This window comes from Paraburkholderia sp. BR10141 (assembly GCF_056155635.1).
In genome coordinates, this window is record NZ_JBMIQH010000017.1 from 25436 (window position 1) to 41765 (window position 16330).

The 16330-nt window shown below is 65.5% G+C and carries 15 protein-coding genes; 9 read left to right on the top strand and 6 right to left on the bottom strand.

All coding sequences use genetic code 11. From position 1 onward, the window contains the following. Positions 1–4: 4 nt before the first annotated feature. The 9 genes from ACOJB8_RS22795 to ACOJB8_RS22835 all read left to right on the top strand — a co-directional run bounded on the left by ACOJB8_RS22795 (position 5) and on the right by ACOJB8_RS22835 (position 10246). On the top strand, positions 5–967 hold the full coding sequence (locus ACOJB8_RS22795; protein WP_475014373.1) for an NmrA/HSCARG family protein: 963 nt from the start codon (positions 5–7) through the stop codon (positions 965–967). Positions 968–1288: 321 nt separating this feature from the next. Continuing rightward, a complete protein-coding gene (locus ACOJB8_RS22800) occupies positions 1289–2176 on the top strand; it encodes a TauD/TfdA dioxygenase family protein (protein WP_475014375.1) in 888 nt (295 codons plus the stop codon). Next, positions 2173–3549, top strand: coding sequence for an NtaA/DmoA family FMN-dependent monooxygenase (locus ACOJB8_RS22805; protein WP_406954224.1), 1377 nt, complete (start codon positions 2173–2175; stop codon positions 3547–3549). Before ACOJB8_RS22800 ends, ACOJB8_RS22805 begins: the two co-directional genes overlap by 4 nt. Positions 3550–3578: 29 nt before the next feature. Then, complete coding sequence (locus ACOJB8_RS22810) at positions 3579–4811, top strand: SfnB family sulfur acquisition oxidoreductase (RefSeq protein ID WP_406954225.1); 1233 nt, start codon at positions 3579–3581, stop codon at positions 4809–4811. A gap of 78 nt (positions 4812–4889) precedes the next feature. Further along, complete coding sequence (locus tag ACOJB8_RS22815) at positions 4890–6542, top strand: ABC transporter substrate-binding protein (RefSeq protein WP_475014380.1); 1653 nt, start codon at positions 4890–4892, stop codon at positions 6540–6542. 12 nt (positions 6543–6554) lie between these two features. Next, positions 6555–7580, top strand: a complete 1026-nt coding sequence (locus tag ACOJB8_RS22820; RefSeq protein WP_342947043.1) for an ABC transporter permease — start codon at positions 6555–6557, stop codon at positions 7578–7580. Next, a complete protein-coding gene (locus ACOJB8_RS22825) occupies positions 7580–8458 on the top strand; it encodes an ABC transporter permease (protein ID WP_342947042.1) in 879 nt (292 codons plus the stop codon). Before ACOJB8_RS22820 ends, ACOJB8_RS22825 begins: the two co-directional genes overlap by 1 nt. Further along, positions 8455–9450 (top strand): ABC transporter ATP-binding protein, encoded by a 996-nt coding sequence (locus ACOJB8_RS22830; protein ID WP_342947041.1) that lies wholly within the window; start codon positions 8455–8457, stop codon positions 9448–9450. Before ACOJB8_RS22825 ends, ACOJB8_RS22830 begins: the two co-directional genes overlap by 4 nt. Continuing rightward, positions 9443–10246: an ABC transporter ATP-binding protein gene (locus ACOJB8_RS22835; RefSeq protein WP_342947040.1), complete on the top strand. Its 804-nt coding sequence runs from the start codon at positions 9443–9445 to the stop codon at positions 10244–10246. The genes ACOJB8_RS22830 and ACOJB8_RS22835 overlap by 8 nt, the downstream gene beginning before the upstream one ends. Here the strand turns inward: ACOJB8_RS22835 and ACOJB8_RS22840 are convergent. The 6 genes from ACOJB8_RS22840 to ACOJB8_RS22865 are packed head-to-tail and all read right to left on the bottom strand — an operon-like array spanning position 10197 to position 15788. Next, positions 10197–10514, bottom strand: coding sequence for a 4Fe-4S dicluster domain-containing protein (locus ACOJB8_RS22840; RefSeq protein ID WP_069261287.1), 318 nt, complete (start codon positions 10512–10514; stop codon positions 10197–10199). The two genes, ACOJB8_RS22835 and ACOJB8_RS22840, sit on opposite strands and share 50 nt — an antisense overlap. Beyond that, positions 10511–12130: an FAD-dependent oxidoreductase gene (locus ACOJB8_RS22845; RefSeq protein ID WP_475014589.1), complete on the bottom strand. Its 1620-nt coding sequence runs from the start codon at positions 12128–12130 to the stop codon at positions 10511–10513. The genes ACOJB8_RS22840 and ACOJB8_RS22845 overlap by 4 nt, the downstream gene beginning before the upstream one ends. Before the next feature lie 13 nt (positions 12131–12143). Next, on the bottom strand, positions 12144–12953 hold the full coding sequence (locus tag ACOJB8_RS22850) for an ABC transporter permease subunit (RefSeq protein ID WP_069261289.1): 810 nt from the start codon (positions 12951–12953) through the stop codon (positions 12144–12146). Positions 12954–12964: 11 nt separating this feature from the next. After that, positions 12965–13765, bottom strand: coding sequence for an ABC transporter ATP-binding protein (locus ACOJB8_RS22855; protein ID WP_342947039.1), 801 nt, complete (start codon positions 13763–13765; stop codon positions 12965–12967). A gap of 28 nt (positions 13766–13793) precedes the next feature. Then, positions 13794–14822, bottom strand: a complete 1029-nt coding sequence (locus tag ACOJB8_RS22860) for an ABC transporter substrate-binding protein (protein ID WP_342947038.1) — start codon at positions 14820–14822, stop codon at positions 13794–13796. A 33-nt stretch (positions 14823–14855) separates the two neighbouring features. Then, positions 14856–15788 carry a TauD/TfdA dioxygenase family protein gene (locus tag ACOJB8_RS22865; protein WP_069261292.1) on the bottom strand — a complete coding sequence of 311 codons (933 nt, stop codon included), beginning with the start codon at positions 15786–15788 and terminating at the stop codon, positions 14856–14858. Positions 15789–16330 lie beyond the last annotated feature (542 nt).

A 16330-nucleotide genomic window follows, 5' to 3' on the forward strand; every position in this document is an offset into this window, starting at 1 on the left:
GAACATGTCAGTCAATCCGAAAACCGGCGGCCCGGTCTCCGGGAACCGTGTCGGCGGGAACCCCGTGCTCGTGTTTGGCGCAACGGGACAACAGGGAGGCGCGGTCGCCTCTGCGCTCAGGGCGAATGGATGGGCAGTCAGGGCATTCGTCCGCGATCCTGCCAGCGCCAGAGCGAAGTCGCTGGCTTCGCTAGGCGCGGATATGGCCGTGGGCGACCTGGCGGACAGCGCGTCGATCCGACGCGCGATGAAAGGCATTTATGGCGTCTTCAGCGTGCAGCCAAGCTCAGGGCAAGGCGCAGTGTACGGGGTGTCCGACGAGGAGGAAATCCGCTACGGCAAGGCCATTGCGGACATTGCGCTGGAATCGGGTGTCGAGCACCTGGTTTATACGTCGGTCAATGCGGCCGGCGAAGAAAAGACCGGAATGGGTCATTTCGACAGCAAATCGGAGATAGAAGCGCACATCCGTCGTCTTGATCTGAACAGCACAATTGTGCGTCCCGCCGGATTCATGGAGATGCTGATGCTGCCGGGCATGGGTCTAGACAAGGACATCTTCACGTTCTTCCTTCGCGAGGAGCAACGCGGACAGATCATTGCCGTGCAAGACATCGGCAAGATCGTCGCCACGATATTCTCTGCGCCGGAACGCTACGTTGGACGGACCATCGAAATCGCGGGCGACGAACTCACCGCCGCGCGCCTGCGGGAAAGCCTTAGCCGCGCCGCAGGCACACCGATCGCCTATCACCGCTTTGCGGACAGTCTGCTGGAACAGGACCCGTTCCTTGGCCGACTGGCGAGCCTGATTGACGAAGATCGGCTCACCGGCCACGCGGATATCCGGGCACTCGACCGCGAATTCGGTCCGCTTCTTCGCTTCGACGAATGGCTGGCCGGCCCCGGCAAGCCGCTTCTTGAGGACGCGCGTCGCGCAAACGACGCGCCGATCGCGCTTCGCTGACAGTTCCCGAAGGCGCATCCGCGATGCGCCTTCTCGCCACCACGGCTTCTTCAATATGGTTGCACGAGCAACCACAAAATATATATCGGAGCCCCTCATTTACGTTCGCGCAGATCGGCGTAAAAACATCCATATCAACACGCCTGCGTCGTCGCATCGCGCAATATCGACGAATACACCAATAAGCCATAAGCGCGCTCCTGTTCGTTCTTTATTTATACAAAAAAATAATTTCCAGTTCCGATTCGCGCGAACTTACACTCGACTTTCTCCAATTACGTCGTATACCTAATCAACAAACGACGCGCCAATTCCATCGATATGACAGACATCTCGACCAACGGGTCACGGGCGGACGCCTTCACGATCGCTCCGCTCGATGCACTGCTCGGCGCGCAAGTGAACGGCTTCGACGGGGCAAGTGCCGTGAGCGCGGCGCAGATCCTTGCGCTCAAGCAGGCGCTGCGCGACCATCACATTCTCATCTTCAAGAACCAGCAACTCGATGACACGGCCTTCAGACGGCTCGCGTCGTGGTTCGGCTCCGTCTACGTGCCGCCCCGCGATGCGCCCGTTCTCGGCTCGCATGACGACGGCACCGTCCCGGACATCGTGCTCGTCTCGAATGTCGACGACGGCGTGCTCGGCAACATCGAGCTACCCGCACATTCTGATCACCACTGGACGCCGCAACCTTCGTCGGGCTCGCTGCTCTATGCGCTCGAAGTGCCGGAGAACGGCGGCGACACGACCTGGTACAACCTCGCGGCGGCGTACGACGCGTTGCCCGCCGATCTTCGCTCGCAAATCAACGGCCTGCGGCTCATCACGTACAACCCGTTCCTTCGGCGCAAACACCCGCTGCCGGAAGGCATTCCGCTTTATCGGCATCCCGGCATCGAGCCGCTGCGTCCGTTCATCGATCACCCGCTCGTACGTACGCACCCCGAAAGCGGCCGCCGCCTGATCTATCTGGGCGCGCGCACCGAAGTCGAGCTTGTCGATTACGAGCCGGGCGCAGGCGCGCAACTCATCGAGGCCTTGCGGGCCCATATCCTCTCGCCGCGATTCACCTACCGGCACCGCTGGAGCGTTGGCGATATCGTGTTCTGGGACAACCAGGCCACCCTGCACGGCCGCGACGATTTCGACTCCGGCGAACGGCGCGTCCTCAAGCGCATCAGCCTTGCGGGGAGCCGTCCGTTTTGAGCAGCCCGGCTGAACCGCGTCACCTGCTGTTGAACGCGTTCGACATGAACGCGCCGGGTCATCTGTCGCACGGACTCTGGACGCATCCCGACGACACCGCCCTGCGCTACACCGACGCCGCGTACTGGCTGCAACTTGCGCGCGTGCTCGAACAAGGCATGTTCGACGGGCTCTTTCTCGCGGATGCGCTCGGCGTGTACGACGTCTACGGCGGTGGCCCGGAAGCCGCGCTCGCACACGCCATTCAAACACCCGTGAACGATCCGGTTCCCGTCGTGAGCATGATGGCGGCCGTCACCGAGCATCTCTCGTTCGGCCTCACCGCGCAAACGGGAGTCGAGCCGCCCTACCTGCTGGCGCGGCGTTTCTCAACACTCGATCATCTGAGCCGCGGACGCGTTGGCTGGAACATCGTGACCGGCTTTCTCGACAGCGCGGCGCGCGCAAGCGGCGCCGGCGGGGCAATCGGTCATGACGAGCGCTACGAACGCGCTGACGACTACCTGGCAGGCCTCTACCAGCTCTGGGAAACCAGTTGGGCCGACGACGCCGTGCTGCGCGATCGCGCCACCGGCCGCTTCGCCGATCCCGCGAAGATTCGCACCATCCGGCACGACGGCCCCTGGCACCCGTTCGAGGCCATCCATCTGAGCGAACCGTCACCTCAGCGCTCGCCCGTGCTGTATCAGGCTGGCGCGTCGGCGCGCGGCATGGACTTCGCCGTGCGCCACGCCGAGTGCATCTTCCTGCCCAATCACGGCCTCGACGCGACGGCCGCTCATGCGCGCGCGCTTGAGGCGCACCTGATGCGCCACGGACGCTCGCGCGAGGACGTGCGGCTTTTCACGAGCGTCGTCGTCGTGGTTGCGCAAACGCGCAGCGAGGCGCTCGAGCGCTACGAGTCCTACCGCCGCCACGCGCAGCCGCTGGCCGCACTCGTGCAGCTTGCGAGCGCGACCGGTATCGACTTTTCGCGCTACGGACTCGACGAACCCATTACCGCCGCCGCCGGCAACGGCATTCAATCGGCCGTTGCCGGTCTGTCACGCGCGGGCGAGCCCGTGACCGTGCGCGGCCTGCTTGCGCAAGCGCCGCTGGGCGGCCGCTTCGAGCCCATCGTGGGCGATCCGGCCGAGGTCGCGAACCGGCTGATCGATTTCGCGGATCGCGCCGGCATCGACGGATTCAATCTGGTGCGCACCGTCACGCCACAATGCTTTGCGGACATCGCACGGCTCGTGATTCCGGAACTGCAAACGCGCGGCCGCTTCAAGACAGCCTATGCGCCCGGCACGTACCGCGAAAAACTGTTTGGGCAAGGTCGCACGCGGCTGCCTGCCAATCATCCGGGCCGCGCGCACAGCGACGCCTGACGGTACGCTCATCTCGACATGGACTTCCTGTGACAACCGAAACGATTACCCGGCACGGCATCGCTGCGCACGCAACCGAAGTCACCGTCATCGCCGGCGATACCGCCGCGCTCGAAGCGGCCCGGTGCTTTGCCGACTCGATCGCCGGCAGCGCGGCGGATCGCGACCGCGAGCGCGCGTTGCCGCACGAAGAAATCGAAGCCTTCGCGCGCACCGGCCTGTGGGGGATCACCGTGCCGCGCAGCCACGGCGGCGCGGCCGTCTCGCATGTCACGCTCGCCGAGGTGCTCGCCGTCGTGTCCGAAGCCGATCCCGCCATCGGACAGATCCCGCAAAATCACTATTGTCTCGTCGACGCGGTGCGCCTCATCGGCAACGATGCGCAGCAGGCGCTGTTCTTTCGCGAGGCCCTGGCCGGCAGGCGTTTCGGCAACGCCGTGTCCGAAACGGGCACCGCCAATTCGAAAACCATGCACACCCGCCTCGTGCGCAGCGGCGGCGCATGGCGCCTGAACGGGCGCAAGGCTTACTCCACAGGCGCGCTCTTCGCGCACTGGGTGCCTGTTGCCGCCGTCGACGACGAGGGCCATCAATGGCTCGCCTATGTGCCCAGGAACAGCCCGGGCCTGCAGGTGATCGACGACTGGGACGGCTTCGGCCAGCGCACGACGGCCAGCGGCACGGTACTTCTCGATGACGTTCACGTGGACGCGCTGCACGTGTTGCCGCGCGACCGTCTTTTTTCGCCCCCCACGATCCACGGGCCGTTCGCGCAGTTGCTGCATGCGGCCATCGATCTGGGCATCGCGCGCGCCGCGCTGCGAGACCTGCGCTTCTGGCTGCGCAACAAGGCGCGTCCGTGGGCCGATAGCGGCGCCGTACACGCGAGCGAAGATCCGCTCACGCTCAACAAGGTCGGCGCGCTGATCGTGCGCCTGCACGCGGCCGAAGGCCTGCTCACGCGCGCGGGCCAAGCCCTCGACGCCGCGCGCGACGCGCCGGCGGGCGAAGCCGCCGCCGTCTCCGCGGCCTCCATCGCCGTGGCCGAGGCCAAGATCATGACCACCGAACTCGCACTCGACGCATCGACCACCTTGATCGAGTTCGGCGGCAGTCAATCGACATTGCGCAGCTACGCGCTCGACCGGCACTGGCGCAACGCGCGCACGCATACCGTGCATGATCCGGTGCGCTGGAAATACAACGTCGTCGGCGCGCACTGGCTCAACGGCACCGAGCCCGCACGCCACGCTTCGGTCTGAGGTATCCACCGCATCACCTGCACGCTTCGCACGCGCCACGCGCGTGAAGCCCCTTCAAACGACGACAGCAAGACGAACATGACAACGCTCACCAGACGCCGCTTCCTGATCGGCACGGGCCTCGCCGCGGGCGCAGGATTCACCGGGCTCGCCGCCGCGCCCGCCAGCGCCGTGCCCACGTCCGTGCCCGCGCCGCAGCGCCGTGAAATTGTCCGCGTGCTCGCCGAGGGCATCGGCAATTCGCTCGACCCGCACGGCGACGGCGTTTCCCGCGAATCGCTCGGGCTTTTCACGAACATCTATGACCGCCTCGTCAGCTTCGATCGCAGATTGCTCGACTCCGCGAGCGCGCGCAAGCACGACGCCTGGCGCTACGACTACGACCACCTGAAGGGCGAACTGGCCGAATCGTTCCAGTCGACGCAAGACGGCCGCAGCCTCACGTTTCATTTGCGGCGTGACGCGACCTTCCACGATGGCCGCCCCGTCACCGCCGACGACGTCAAATGGTCGCTCGACCGCGCGGTGAGCCTGCCCGCGTCGAAGCGCCAGCTTGCAACCGGCTCGCTCACCGATCCCGCGCAGTTCGTCGTGGTCAACCCCCACACGCTGCGCATCGATCTGCCGCACGCAGACCGCTACGCGTTGCCCAACCTCGCGCTGACCTTCGCTTCGGTGCTGAACGCGACGGAGGTGAAGTCGCATGCCGAGACCGCCGATCCGTGGGGAACCAACTGGCTGCGCAGTCATCCGGCGGGCGGCGGTGCGTACCGGCTGGCCGCGTGGCAGAGTCAGCAGCAGGTCGCCTACGAGCGCTTCGACGGCTGGCGCAGCGGCGATTTGCCGTTCGTCCGGCGCGCCATCGTCCAGGCCGTACCCAGCGCTTCGAACCGGCTCGCCGCGCTGCAGCGTGGCGACGCGGACATCGTGCTGCAACTGCCCCCGCGTGAATTCGCCTCCCTGGAAGGCAAAGCCGGCGTCGCGACACTGTCGATTCCAGTCACCAACACGTTCCGCTTCGTCGCGTTCAATACCCGGCTGGCCCCGTTCGACTCGGTAAAGGTGCGTCAGGCCATCGCCTACGCGCTACCCTATGAATCGCTGTTCGACGGCGTCAATCACGGCAAGGGCGCACCGCTGTTCGGCGCGGCGGCGGGTACAGCGCCGTCGGCCGCGTGGCCGCAGCGCTACCCTTACGCGACGAATGTCGAACGCGCACGCGCGTTGCTCAAGGAAGCGGGCCACCCCGACGGCTTCCAGACCACGCTGAGCTACAACGCGACGGACGCCGCCATTGCCGAACCCGCTGCGCTGCTAATCCAGGACGCACTGAAGGCGATCGGCGTGCAGGTGACGCTCGACAAATCGTCGGGCGCGCAATGGGGCGAGTTGCAAACCGACAAGCGGCTCGGCTTCTTCATCGATTCGTCGTCGGCCTGGTTCAACGCCCCCGACTACTACTACCGGATCTTCTTCGAAGGCGACTGGCGCTGGAACTTTGGATCGTTCGACAGCCCGGCGCTCGTGCGCCTCACCGACGCCGCGCGATGGGAAAGCGACACGAGCCGCTACGATCAGTTGATGCGCGACGCCGCGAAGCTCGTTACCGAACAGGTACCGCTGATACCGCTGTGGCAGCCCGCATTCGACGTCGCCACGCGCGACGACCTGCGCGGCTTCACCTACTACATCCACGGTCAGGTGGATTTCCGAACGCTCTCGCGCGCGTAGCGACGCCGCACCATGTCCTTCGCTTTCTTCAAGCGCGCTTCGGTCCGCGTGGCGGCCACGGTACCGGTGGTATTGGCGGCGGCCGTCTTCACCTTCGTGCTCGTGCGCCTGCTGCCCGGCGATCCCGCCGCGCAGCTCGCCTCAGGCATGCAGTCCGACGCGCGCGGACTCGCCGAAATCCGCCGCCATCTGGGCCTCGATGCCTCGATGCCCGTGCAGCTTTGGCACTGGCTGAACGGACTCGCGCACGGCGATTGGGGGCGCTCGTTCACGACGGGCGGCGCGGTGCTCGACGAACTACTGGCGCGCCTGCCGGCAACGCTCGAATTGACCGTGAGCGGCTTCCTGCTGGCGATCTTCGCGGGCATCCCGCTTGGCGTCGCGGCGGCCTGCGCGCGCGACACGGCAATCGACCGCTTTGCCCGAGCCGTATCGAGCGCCGGTAGCTGCCTGCCGACCTTCTTCGTTGCCTTGCTGCTCGTCTATGTGTTCTATTACCGCCTCGGCTGGGCGCCCGAGCCGACGGGCCGCCTCGACGCATTGCTCGCGCCGCCGCCCGAACGCACCGGCTTCGTCTTCGTCGATGCATGGCTGAGCGGCGACATGCAAGCCGCGTTCGATGCGTTGCGCCGGCTCGTGTTGCCCGCAATCTCGATGGCCATCTTCGGCCTGCCGCCGCTCGTGCGCATCACACGCTCGGCGCTGCTCGCGGGCCTCGCCGCCGACCCGGTGCGCAGCGCGCGCAGCCTCGGTCTTTCGCGGGCAAAGGTGCTGTGGACTTACGCGCTCGCGCCGGTCGCGGCGCCGATCATCACGGCGTCCGGCATGATGTTCTCGTACATGCTCGCGGCCAACGTGATCGTCGAAAAGATCTTTGCGTGGCCGGGCATCGGCTCCTACGCGCTCGACGCGCTGAACAACGCCGACTATGCACCGCTTCAAGGCTTCGTACTGTTCGTCGCGATCGCATTCGCGGTGCTGAATCTCATCGTCGATCTGCTGATTCAGTGGATCGACCCGCGCGCGAGGGTCGCCTGATGTTCGCCACGCTCGTTCGTCGCGCACCGGCGCGCATCGCCGTCAAGCTGAGCTTCCTCGCGCAGCGATGGAGCCACGCGGGTGGACGCAAACTGCGCGCGCTCGTGCCGCCCGCGGCCTTGCTCGCCGTCGCACTCGCGGGCCCCTCGTTCGTCGCCGATCCGACCGCGCCCCATGTCGCGCATATGCTCGCGCCGCCTTCGCTCGCACACTGGTTCGGCACCGATGCGATCGGCCGGGATCTGTTCGCACGGGTCGTGGTCGCCACGCGGCTCGATCTGTCGATCGCGCTCGGCGCCGTCGGCATTGCGGCGCTCGCGGGCAGCGTGCTTGGCGCCGCGTCCGGCCTCGCGGGCGGGCGCATCGACCGGCTGCTGCAGCGTGTGGTGGACGTGTTCATGGCGTTTCCCCTGTTCGTCGTCGCGCTAGCGCTCGTTGCCGTGCTCGGCAATTCGGTGAGCAGTGTGGTGCTCGCGACGGCGCTCATCAACATTCCGTTCTACGCCCGCCTCGCGCGCGCCGAGATCGCCGCACGCCGCGAGGCAAACTTCGTGCACGCCGCCCGACTCTTCGGCTGGAGCGATACGAAGATCCTGCTGCGCGTCCTCCTGCCCGGCGCACTGCCTGCGCTATGCGCACAGATGACCGTGAACCTGGGCTGGGCGATGACCAATAGCGCGGGCCTCTCGTTTCTCGGCATGGGTGTGCGGCCGCCCGCGGCCGAATGGGGCGTGCTCGTCGGCGAAGGCGCGCCGTACATGATGACGGGTCAATGGTGGCTCGCCACGTTCCCGAGCCTCGCGCTCGCGCTGGCGGTGTTCTTGCTCAACGGCGCAGGCGACAGTTTGCGCGACGCTTTCGACCCTCGTTCACGATGACCGATCCATCAACCGTCACTGACTCTCTGCTGGAGATTCGCAACCTGCGGATTGAACTCGCCTCGCACGGTCGCACGCACGCGTTGATCGAAGGCATCGACCTGCGTATCGCGCGCGGCGAAGCCGTGGCGTTGATCGGCGAGAGCGGCTCGGGCAAGTCACTCACCGCGCTTGCCGTGATGAACCTGCTGCCGCCCGCGCTGCACGCGAGCGGTGGCGCGCTGCGATGGCATGAAATACGCGACGGTGCGCCAGCCGCAGCGATGGTGTTCCAGAATCCGCGCGCCGCGCTCAATCCCGTGCGGCGCATCGGGCAGCAATTCGACGACGTGTTGCGAACCATGCGCGTGCCCCGCCGGGCGCGCGCGCAGCGTGCGGTGCAACTGCTCGAACAGGTCGCGATGTCGCCCGCGCAACGCTATTTGCGTGCCTGGCCGCACGAGCTTTCGGGCGGCCTGTGCCAGCGCGTATCGCTTGCCCTCGCGCTCGCACGCGAGGCCGCGCTACTCGTCGCGGACGAACCGACCACCGGCCTCGACGCCGTGACGCAGTCCCAGGTGCTCACACTCATTGGCGAGTTGCGGCGCGCACGCCGCATGGCGCTGCTCCTGATCACGCACGATCTGGGTGCGGCGCTTCATCACAGCGATCGCGTCGCGGTCATGCACGCGGGTCAACTCGTTGAAGTGCTGCCGTCGCGCGACTTTTTGCGCAACGCGCGCCACCCCTACTCGCGCGCGCTCATCAGCGCAACGCCGGCGCTCGTCTCCACGCTCGGGCAATTGCGGGGCGTGCCGGGCGAGCTTCCCGAACTCGCACACATCGATCGGGCCGCCTGCCGCTTTCACGCGCGCTGCGCGAATGCCACACCACAATGCGTCGAGGCGGCGCCGCCCGTCGTCGAAACGACCAGCGGCGGACACCTTCGATGCTGGCACCCTGCGCCGGCCGACGCGCTTTCCGCCCTGCCCCTGACGGATTGCCATGCTTGAAGTTGCCGGCCTGACCAAACACTATCGATCGCAAGCGGCGGTCAAGCGCGTCTCGTTCGAGCTCGCGCGCGGCGAAACGCTCGGCCTGATCGGGCAGTCGGGCAGCGGCAAGTCCACTCTCGCGAACCTGCTCGCGCGTCTCGACGATCCCGACGAAGGCACGATCCGCTTCGAGGGCGAGGACATCGCCGCGACGCCGGCGCGACGCAGCGCGCGCGCCGCATGGCGGCGGCGCATCCAGCTCGTGTTCCAGGACGCGCGAGACAGCATCGATCCGCGAGCCAGCGCCTTCGACGCCATCGTGGCAGCGTTGCCGCCACGCTTTGGCTCCCGAGCGGAGGTAAGCGAACGCGTTCTCGCGCTCGCGCACAGCGTGGAGTTGCCGCGTTCGCGGCTCGCGTTGCGCCCGCATCAGCTTTCGGGCGGCGAAGCCGCCCGCGTGGGCATCGCGCGCGCGATTGCGAGCGAGCCGGACCTGCTCATCCTCGACGAACCGACGGCCGCGCTCGATGTGTCGGTCCAGGCCGGCATCCTGCGCACGCTCGACCAGTTGCGAGAGCGTCACGGCATGGCCATGCTCTTCATTTCGCACGATCTCGACGTCGTGCGCATCCTCTGCGCACGAGCGCTCGTCATGTACGCCGGGGAGATCGTCGAAAACGCGAGCACGGACGCGCTATTCGCCGACCCACGGCATCACCATACGCGCGCACTGCTTGGCACGCGTCTTTCGCTGCCTCTGGCGCTCAATGCGCACGCGCCAACAGCTCATAACTCGCGTCCTCGGCTGCCGTAGCCTGACGGCCGCGGCCCCATCCCACCGCGCGGCGATAGCTCCCCACCAGCGCCGGGTCCACGTTGAGTTCCGGGCACGGTGCAGGCTCCGGCGCGACGAAGAGCGCGTCTTCGGGGCAATAGAGCTCGCACATGAAACAGGTCTGGCAATCCTCCTGCCTCGCGATGCGCGGCACGCCATCCGGCACGGCATCGAACACATTGGTCGGGCACGCGCGCACGCAGATATTGCAGCCCGTGCAAAGCGACGAATCGACGATCTCGATCACGCGGCCGCCCCCACGCTGGCTACACCACACACGCGCTCGACCCACACCTCGTCGAGCCCGCCGCTCAACAGCCGGTGACGCTGCGCCGGGTCGGCGGCGGCGTACTCGTGCCGCCGGTGCATGCCGCGCGTCTCCTTGCGCTGCAACGCGCTGCGATACATCCAACGCGAATTCGCCAGCATTGCCGCGGCTTCGCGCGCACGCACGGCCGCGCGCGCGCCAGGCGCCGCGCGGGCACCGCTCACGTGGCGCCATAGCGCGTCGAGCCGCGCGAGGGAGTCTTCGAGCAGATCGGCGCGGCGCGTCCAGTTGCGCTGCGTGGGAAAGACCTCCTGCTGGACCGCGCGGATCACGGCCTCGCTGTCGAAGGTGGCCGGGCTCGCGCCATCGCGCAATGCCACGGTTCCCGCCTCATAGAGTCGGCGTGCGGTGCGCGCCGACCTTCGCTCATGGGCGTAATCAGCAGCGCCGGCCCCGGCCCAGAATCCCGACGACATTGCCCATGCCGCGTTATGACTGCCGCCGCCCGTGAAGCCGCCGCAGATCAGCTCGCGGGTGGCCGCGTCGCCTGCCGCGTAAAGACCCTCCACCGACGTCGCGCACGTTTCGTCGACGAGATGCAGGCCGCCTGTGCCGCGCACCGTGCCCTCCAGCCGCAGGGTCACGGGAAAATGCTGCGTGAAGGGGTCGATGCCGCGCCGGTCGAACGGCAGAAAGAAGTTAGGCTGGGCGTGACGCATCCATGCGCGGATATCTTCATCGGCTCGATCGAGGCACGCGTATACTGGCTGCGTTTCGAGCGTTTTCGCGATCACGCTGCGGCCATGCGAGGAGCCCGCGCCTTCGATCACGCTGCCCGCTTCGTCGTAGAACGTCGCCCACGTATAGAACAGCGATTTCGTCACCGACGCAAACGCGGGCCCCAGCCCATAGGCGTTCGAAAACTCCATGCCCGAAAACGATGCGCCCGCCTCGGCCGCCATCAACTGACCATCGCCCGTCAAGACGTTGCAGCCCAGCGCGTTGCTGAGGAACGCACAGCCGCCGGTCGCAATGATCACGCTGCCGGCTTTCACGATCCACGTTTCATCCGTTCGACGATGCACACCCTTCGCGCCCGCGACTACGCCGCGCTCGTCGATCAGCAGTTCGAGCGCGGGACTATGGTCGTGAATGCGCGCGCCGCTGGCTTTCACCCGCTTGCGCAGCAGCCGCATATATTCGGGGCCTTGCAAGGACGTGCGCTTCTCCAGCCCCGCGTTGTCGACAGGAAACGGATAGCCCCACTGCGCGAGTCGTTCACAGTTGATCCACGTCTGTTCGAGCACGCGATCCATCCACGCCTGCTCGGCGAGTTCGCCGCCCAGCTTGAATCGGCTCGCCTTCGCGAACTCACGCGCGCTCTCCTCCGGCGCGACGTGCCACACACCGGTTCCGGACGGCGCGGTGGCGCCCGAGGTGCCGCAAAAGCCCTTGTCGACGAGCACCACCTTCGCGCCGCGCGCCGACGCGCCTATGGCCGCCCACGCGCCAGCCGGACCGCCGCCGATCACGAGAACGTCAGCGTCGTACCATGCCTGCGCGGACGACGCCGTTACCGCTCCGCTTCGATTCATCATTGCCCCATCCTTAACGAATACCTTGCCACGCTGTGAGGCGCCGTTCGACGAACACCACGGCGTGATTGAACGCGAGGCCGAGTACGGCGAGCGTGACGATGCCCGCGTACATCTTCGGAATCTCGAACGTGTATTGGGAGTAGTTCACGAGATAGCCCAATCCCGCCTTCGCGCCCACCATCTCGGCCGCAATCAGCACGAGTATCGAGTACGCGCCAGCCACGCGAATGCCCGTGAATACGGCAGGCACCGATGCGGGCAGCACGACCTTCACGAACAGACGAAGCGGGCCGAGCCCCATCGATCGCGCCGAGCGGATCAGCAATGCGTCGACGTTGCGCACGCCGCTCACCGTATTGAGCACGACGGGCCAGATGCAGGAATAGACCACCATCGAAATCTTCGACGTTTCGCCCATGCCGAGCACGAGCACGAACACCGGCAGCAGCGCGAGCGGCGCCGTGTTGCGAAAAATCTCCAGCAACGGGTTGAGCAGGTCCCCGAGCGTGCGATACCAGCCGATCAGGAGGCCCAACGGCACGCCGAGCGCCACGGCGATCGCGAAACCGCTTGCTGCACGCACGGCGCTCGCCAGCAGGTTCGCGCCCAGTTCGCCCGATACGGCCATTTCGAACAACGCATGCAGCACTGTCGAGAATGGCGGCAGGAAAACGGGGTCTACCCATCCCGCCCGCGGCAGCACTTCCCAGAGCGCGAGAAACGCGACCACGGCGACGCTGCCGCGCGCGGCCCGCCAGGCTGCCAGCCAAACGGTCGACGCTGACATGCCCCGCTTCGATTCAACGGACAACGTACTCATGGTGATTCTCCTCACGCCGCCTGTGCGACCTGCCATTGCGCGTTGCCGCGACGTTGCCGGATTAGTTGCCAGATTTCATGGCGCAGGCGCACGAATTCCGGCGTCGAACGGATGTCCTCCGAAAGATCGCCGCCAGGCACATGCACGGGCAGCGTGTGGGTGACGCGCCCGGGTCCAGCTGTCATCACGAGCACGCGCTGGCCCAGATAGATCGCTTCGTCGATCGAATGCGTGATAAAGACGACGGTCGTGCCCGTGCGCTGCCAGATGCGCAACAGTTCGTCCTGCAGGCTTTCGCGCGTTTGCGCATCGAGCGCCGCGAACGGCTCGTCCATTAGCAGCACGTCGGGTTCGTAGGACAGCGCACGTGCAATCGCCACGCGCTGCTTCATGCCGCCGGAGAGTTCATGGGGATAGCGGTCGGCGAACGCGCCGAGCCCGACGAGATCGAGAAAGCGCCTCGCGCGCTCGGTGCGCTCACGCCTCGCGATCCCTTTCGCTTCCAGGCCGAATTCGATATTGCCGAGCGCAGTTTTCCAGGGAAAGAGCGCGTACTGCTGAAAGACTATGCCGCGATCGAGTCCCGGCCCGTCGATCTCGCGTCCGCCTATCAGTATCTTGCCGCGGTCGGCCTGAGTGAGTCCGCCGATCAGGTCGAGCAGCGTAGTCTTGCCACAGCCGCTCGGCCCCACCAGTGCGACGAACTCGCCAGCCGCTACCTCGAACGAAACATCGTCGAGCACGACGAAATGCCCGCGCCTGTTCAGATGAAACGCTTTAACCACGTTGCGCACGCTGATCGATGCACTCATTGCGCTTTCCTCGCGTGATGACGCCGCCTCACTGGCTCGCGACTCGCTGGTTGAACGGATTGAACTGATTCGAATAGATGTCGCCCGGCTTCACCTGCCCGGCCTTCAGCACGCCGTTGTTCACGTACCAGTCGATGTAGGTCGTGAAGTCGTCGGAGACAATCAGGCCGCCCTTGCCGCCCACGCCCGGCGACTTCCAGTAATTGACGATGGTGGCGTCTTCATTGCGATGGCGCGCCTCGATGATCTTGTGCAACCGCGCGACGACTTCCCCGCGCGGCGTGTTCCGCGTCCATTCGATGGCGCGCGCCGTGCCTTCGACGAATTTGCGCACTGTATTCGGGTTCTGCGCGATGAATCGATCCGTGAAGAGATAACTCGCATACCCGAACGAACCGAAGAGCTGGTAGTCAGTCGTGAGCAGGCGTGCCCCGCCCTGGGCGAGTTCCTTGTCCTTCAGGATATCTTCCAGAAACACGGCATCGAGCTGCTTCTGCTTGAGCAGTTGCGCGAGATTCACGGGCGGCGCCGCGACGAACACCACCTTGTCGATGTCGGCCTGCGAAACGCCGGCCTTCTGCAGATACGCGGTCACCGCATACTGCTCGTAAGCGCCGGGCGTGTTCACGCCAATGCGGCGCCCGATCAGGTCACGTGGCCCCTTGATCGGACTGTCGTCGAGCACGAACAGCCCGCCATTGGTTTCCTTGTCGGTGCCGACATACGAAATCACAGCTTTCACGGGCGCGTGCGCCGCAACCAGCTTGACGATCGAACCGTTAAACGCACCGCCGAAATCGACGTCGCCCGTCACAGCCGCCTGAATGTCCTGGGGTCCGCTCGTCGTGTTACCTACCCATTTGAGCTTGATGGGCGCGAGATAGCCGAGGTCCTCGGCCAGCTCGGGATACAGCACTTTGCTCGCCCAGCCCTGATAACGCAGCTCCTGCTTCTCCGGCGTCTGCGCGAACGATGGCGCCGACGCCGCAGCCGCCAGCATCGCTGCAATATGAAGGATGGCGAAACGTTTCATATAAGGGGAGAAACTGCGTTTCATGCGGGGGTTCCTTGTAGGCGCGGACCATGCTTCCTAGAAGACGCCGTCGTGCTCGAGCGTGACGCGATGAATGCGCCGCCGTGCCGATCCGTAGTCGCGCGCCGCGTAATGCTGCACCTGGCGGTTGTCCCAGATCGCGACATCGCCCTGCCGCCATTCGAAGCGCGCCTGGACTTCGGGCGTCTTGATGAGGTCGTACAGGTAATTCAGCAGACTCTGACTGGCCGTTTTTGAAACACCGAGCAAGTGACTCGTGTGGCCTTCGTTGACGAACACGAGCTTGCGGCCGTTCTCAGGGTGGGTCTTGATGACCGGCACTTCGATTGGCGGATACTTCTGCGCCGCGTCGCGCACGCGCGCAAGCCCCGCTTCCACGCTGTTTTCCTCGCTGCCTTCCGGAATGTCGTAGCCGCTCAGCAGTTCGGAGAGGGCGCCCTTCTTCGGCGAGGCGATAAAGGTATTCACCGCGGTCAGCTTCTCGAAGTAGCGGGCCAGATCGGCATCCAGCAAGTCGTAGACCGCCGCCGACGAGGACCAGATCGTGTCGCCGCCACCCCCTTCGGGAATTTCCTGGGCGTGGAGAACCGTGGCCTTGGGTGGCTGATGCTGCCAGGAAACATCGACGTGCCAGTTGTCCGTGCCGCCCGAACGCGTCTTTTCGCTGTGGGCGATGACCTCGATCTCGGGAAAGCCCGCCACAGCAGGCAAATAGATGTTCTTGCGGATGGGATTGCCAAAAATGCGCGCGAGCGCCACATGCTGTTCGGGCGACAGCGTCTGCTCACGAAAAAAAATCACGCCGTGTTCGACGAGTGCCTGACGCAGCGTTTGCCGATTCGCTTCGCTCAACGGCCCGGAGAGATCGACATTCTCGATCACCGCGCCGATCAACGGCTTGTAGCGACGCACGCGCAGGTCCTGATGATCTCCGGCTTGCGATTGGGGCTGCTCCAGTACCGTGCTCATTGCGTCCTCCGTGGTCAAGGGTGGAGAACATCAAACCATCGGCACCACAACGCGTGCAACGAAGGAATTGACGGACGCTCTTCAGCACGCACGTGGGTTGCATTGGCGAATCGATCATTTGGCGTGCTCGCAATCGGTTTCTATAGTCTAAAGTTCCGTTTCCGATGGGCGCGGCGTTCCATGCGACGGTGCTAAAGAATTTTGTTCCACTTGTCGACAGGAGTTCCGCCACGTACGCTATTAAACGTCAGCCGGGGGAAACTGCAGCGACGGGACTGGCAGGAAGCATCGGTGTATGGGGTATGACAAATGAAACTCTCACATAAACTACATTCGCGTACGGCGGCTCCGTTATGGGCCCTCGCCTTCGGCCTCCTGCTTTCGGTAACTGGCGTGGGCCTGTGGTGTCATGCGACGGCCGCGACGTCGGCAGGGCAGACGCGTCAGTCGCTTGCCGTCACCGCCATACTTCTGGGCGTGATTGCAGCGGTCTATGGGGTACACGAGCTTTCCCAGAGACGTCGCTAGGCAACGCCTTCGCG

Coding starts and splice junctions, on each gene's coding strand:
- ACOJB8_RS22795 (WP_475014373.1), top strand. CDS start 5: ATGTCAGTCAATCCGAAAACCGGCGGCCCGGTCTCCGGGAACCGTGTC.
- ACOJB8_RS22800 (WP_475014375.1), top strand. CDS start 1,289: ATGACAGACATCTCGACCAACGGGTCACGGGCGGACGCCTTCACGATC.
- ACOJB8_RS22815 (WP_475014380.1), top strand. CDS start 4,890: ATGACAACGCTCACCAGACGCCGCTTCCTGATCGGCACGGGCCTCGCC.
- ACOJB8_RS22820 (WP_342947043.1), top strand. CDS start 6,555: ATGTCCTTCGCTTTCTTCAAGCGCGCTTCGGTCCGCGTGGCGGCCACG.
- ACOJB8_RS22825 (WP_342947042.1), top strand. CDS start 7,580: ATGTTCGCCACGCTCGTTCGTCGCGCACCGGCGCGCATCGCCGTCAAG.
- ACOJB8_RS22830 (WP_342947041.1), top strand. CDS start 8,455: ATGACCGATCCATCAACCGTCACTGACTCTCTGCTGGAGATTCGCAAC.
- ACOJB8_RS22835 (WP_342947040.1), top strand. CDS start 9,443: ATGCTTGAAGTTGCCGGCCTGACCAAACACTATCGATCGCAAGCGGCG.
- ACOJB8_RS22845 (WP_475014589.1), bottom strand. CDS start 12,130: ATGAATCGAAGCGGAGCGGTAACGGCGTCGTCCGCGCAGGCATGGTAC.
- ACOJB8_RS22850 (WP_069261289.1), bottom strand. CDS start 12,953: ATGAGTACGTTGTCCGTTGAATCGAAGCGGGGCATGTCAGCGTCGACC.
- ACOJB8_RS22855 (WP_342947039.1), bottom strand. CDS start 13,765: ATGAGTGCATCGATCAGCGTGCGCAACGTGGTTAAAGCGTTTCATCTG.
- ACOJB8_RS22860 (WP_342947038.1), bottom strand. CDS start 14,822: ATGAAACGCAGTTTCTCCCCTTATATGAAACGTTTCGCCATCCTTCAT.
- ACOJB8_RS22865 (WP_069261292.1), bottom strand. CDS start 15,788: ATGAGCACGGTACTGGAGCAGCCCCAATCGCAAGCCGGAGATCATCAG.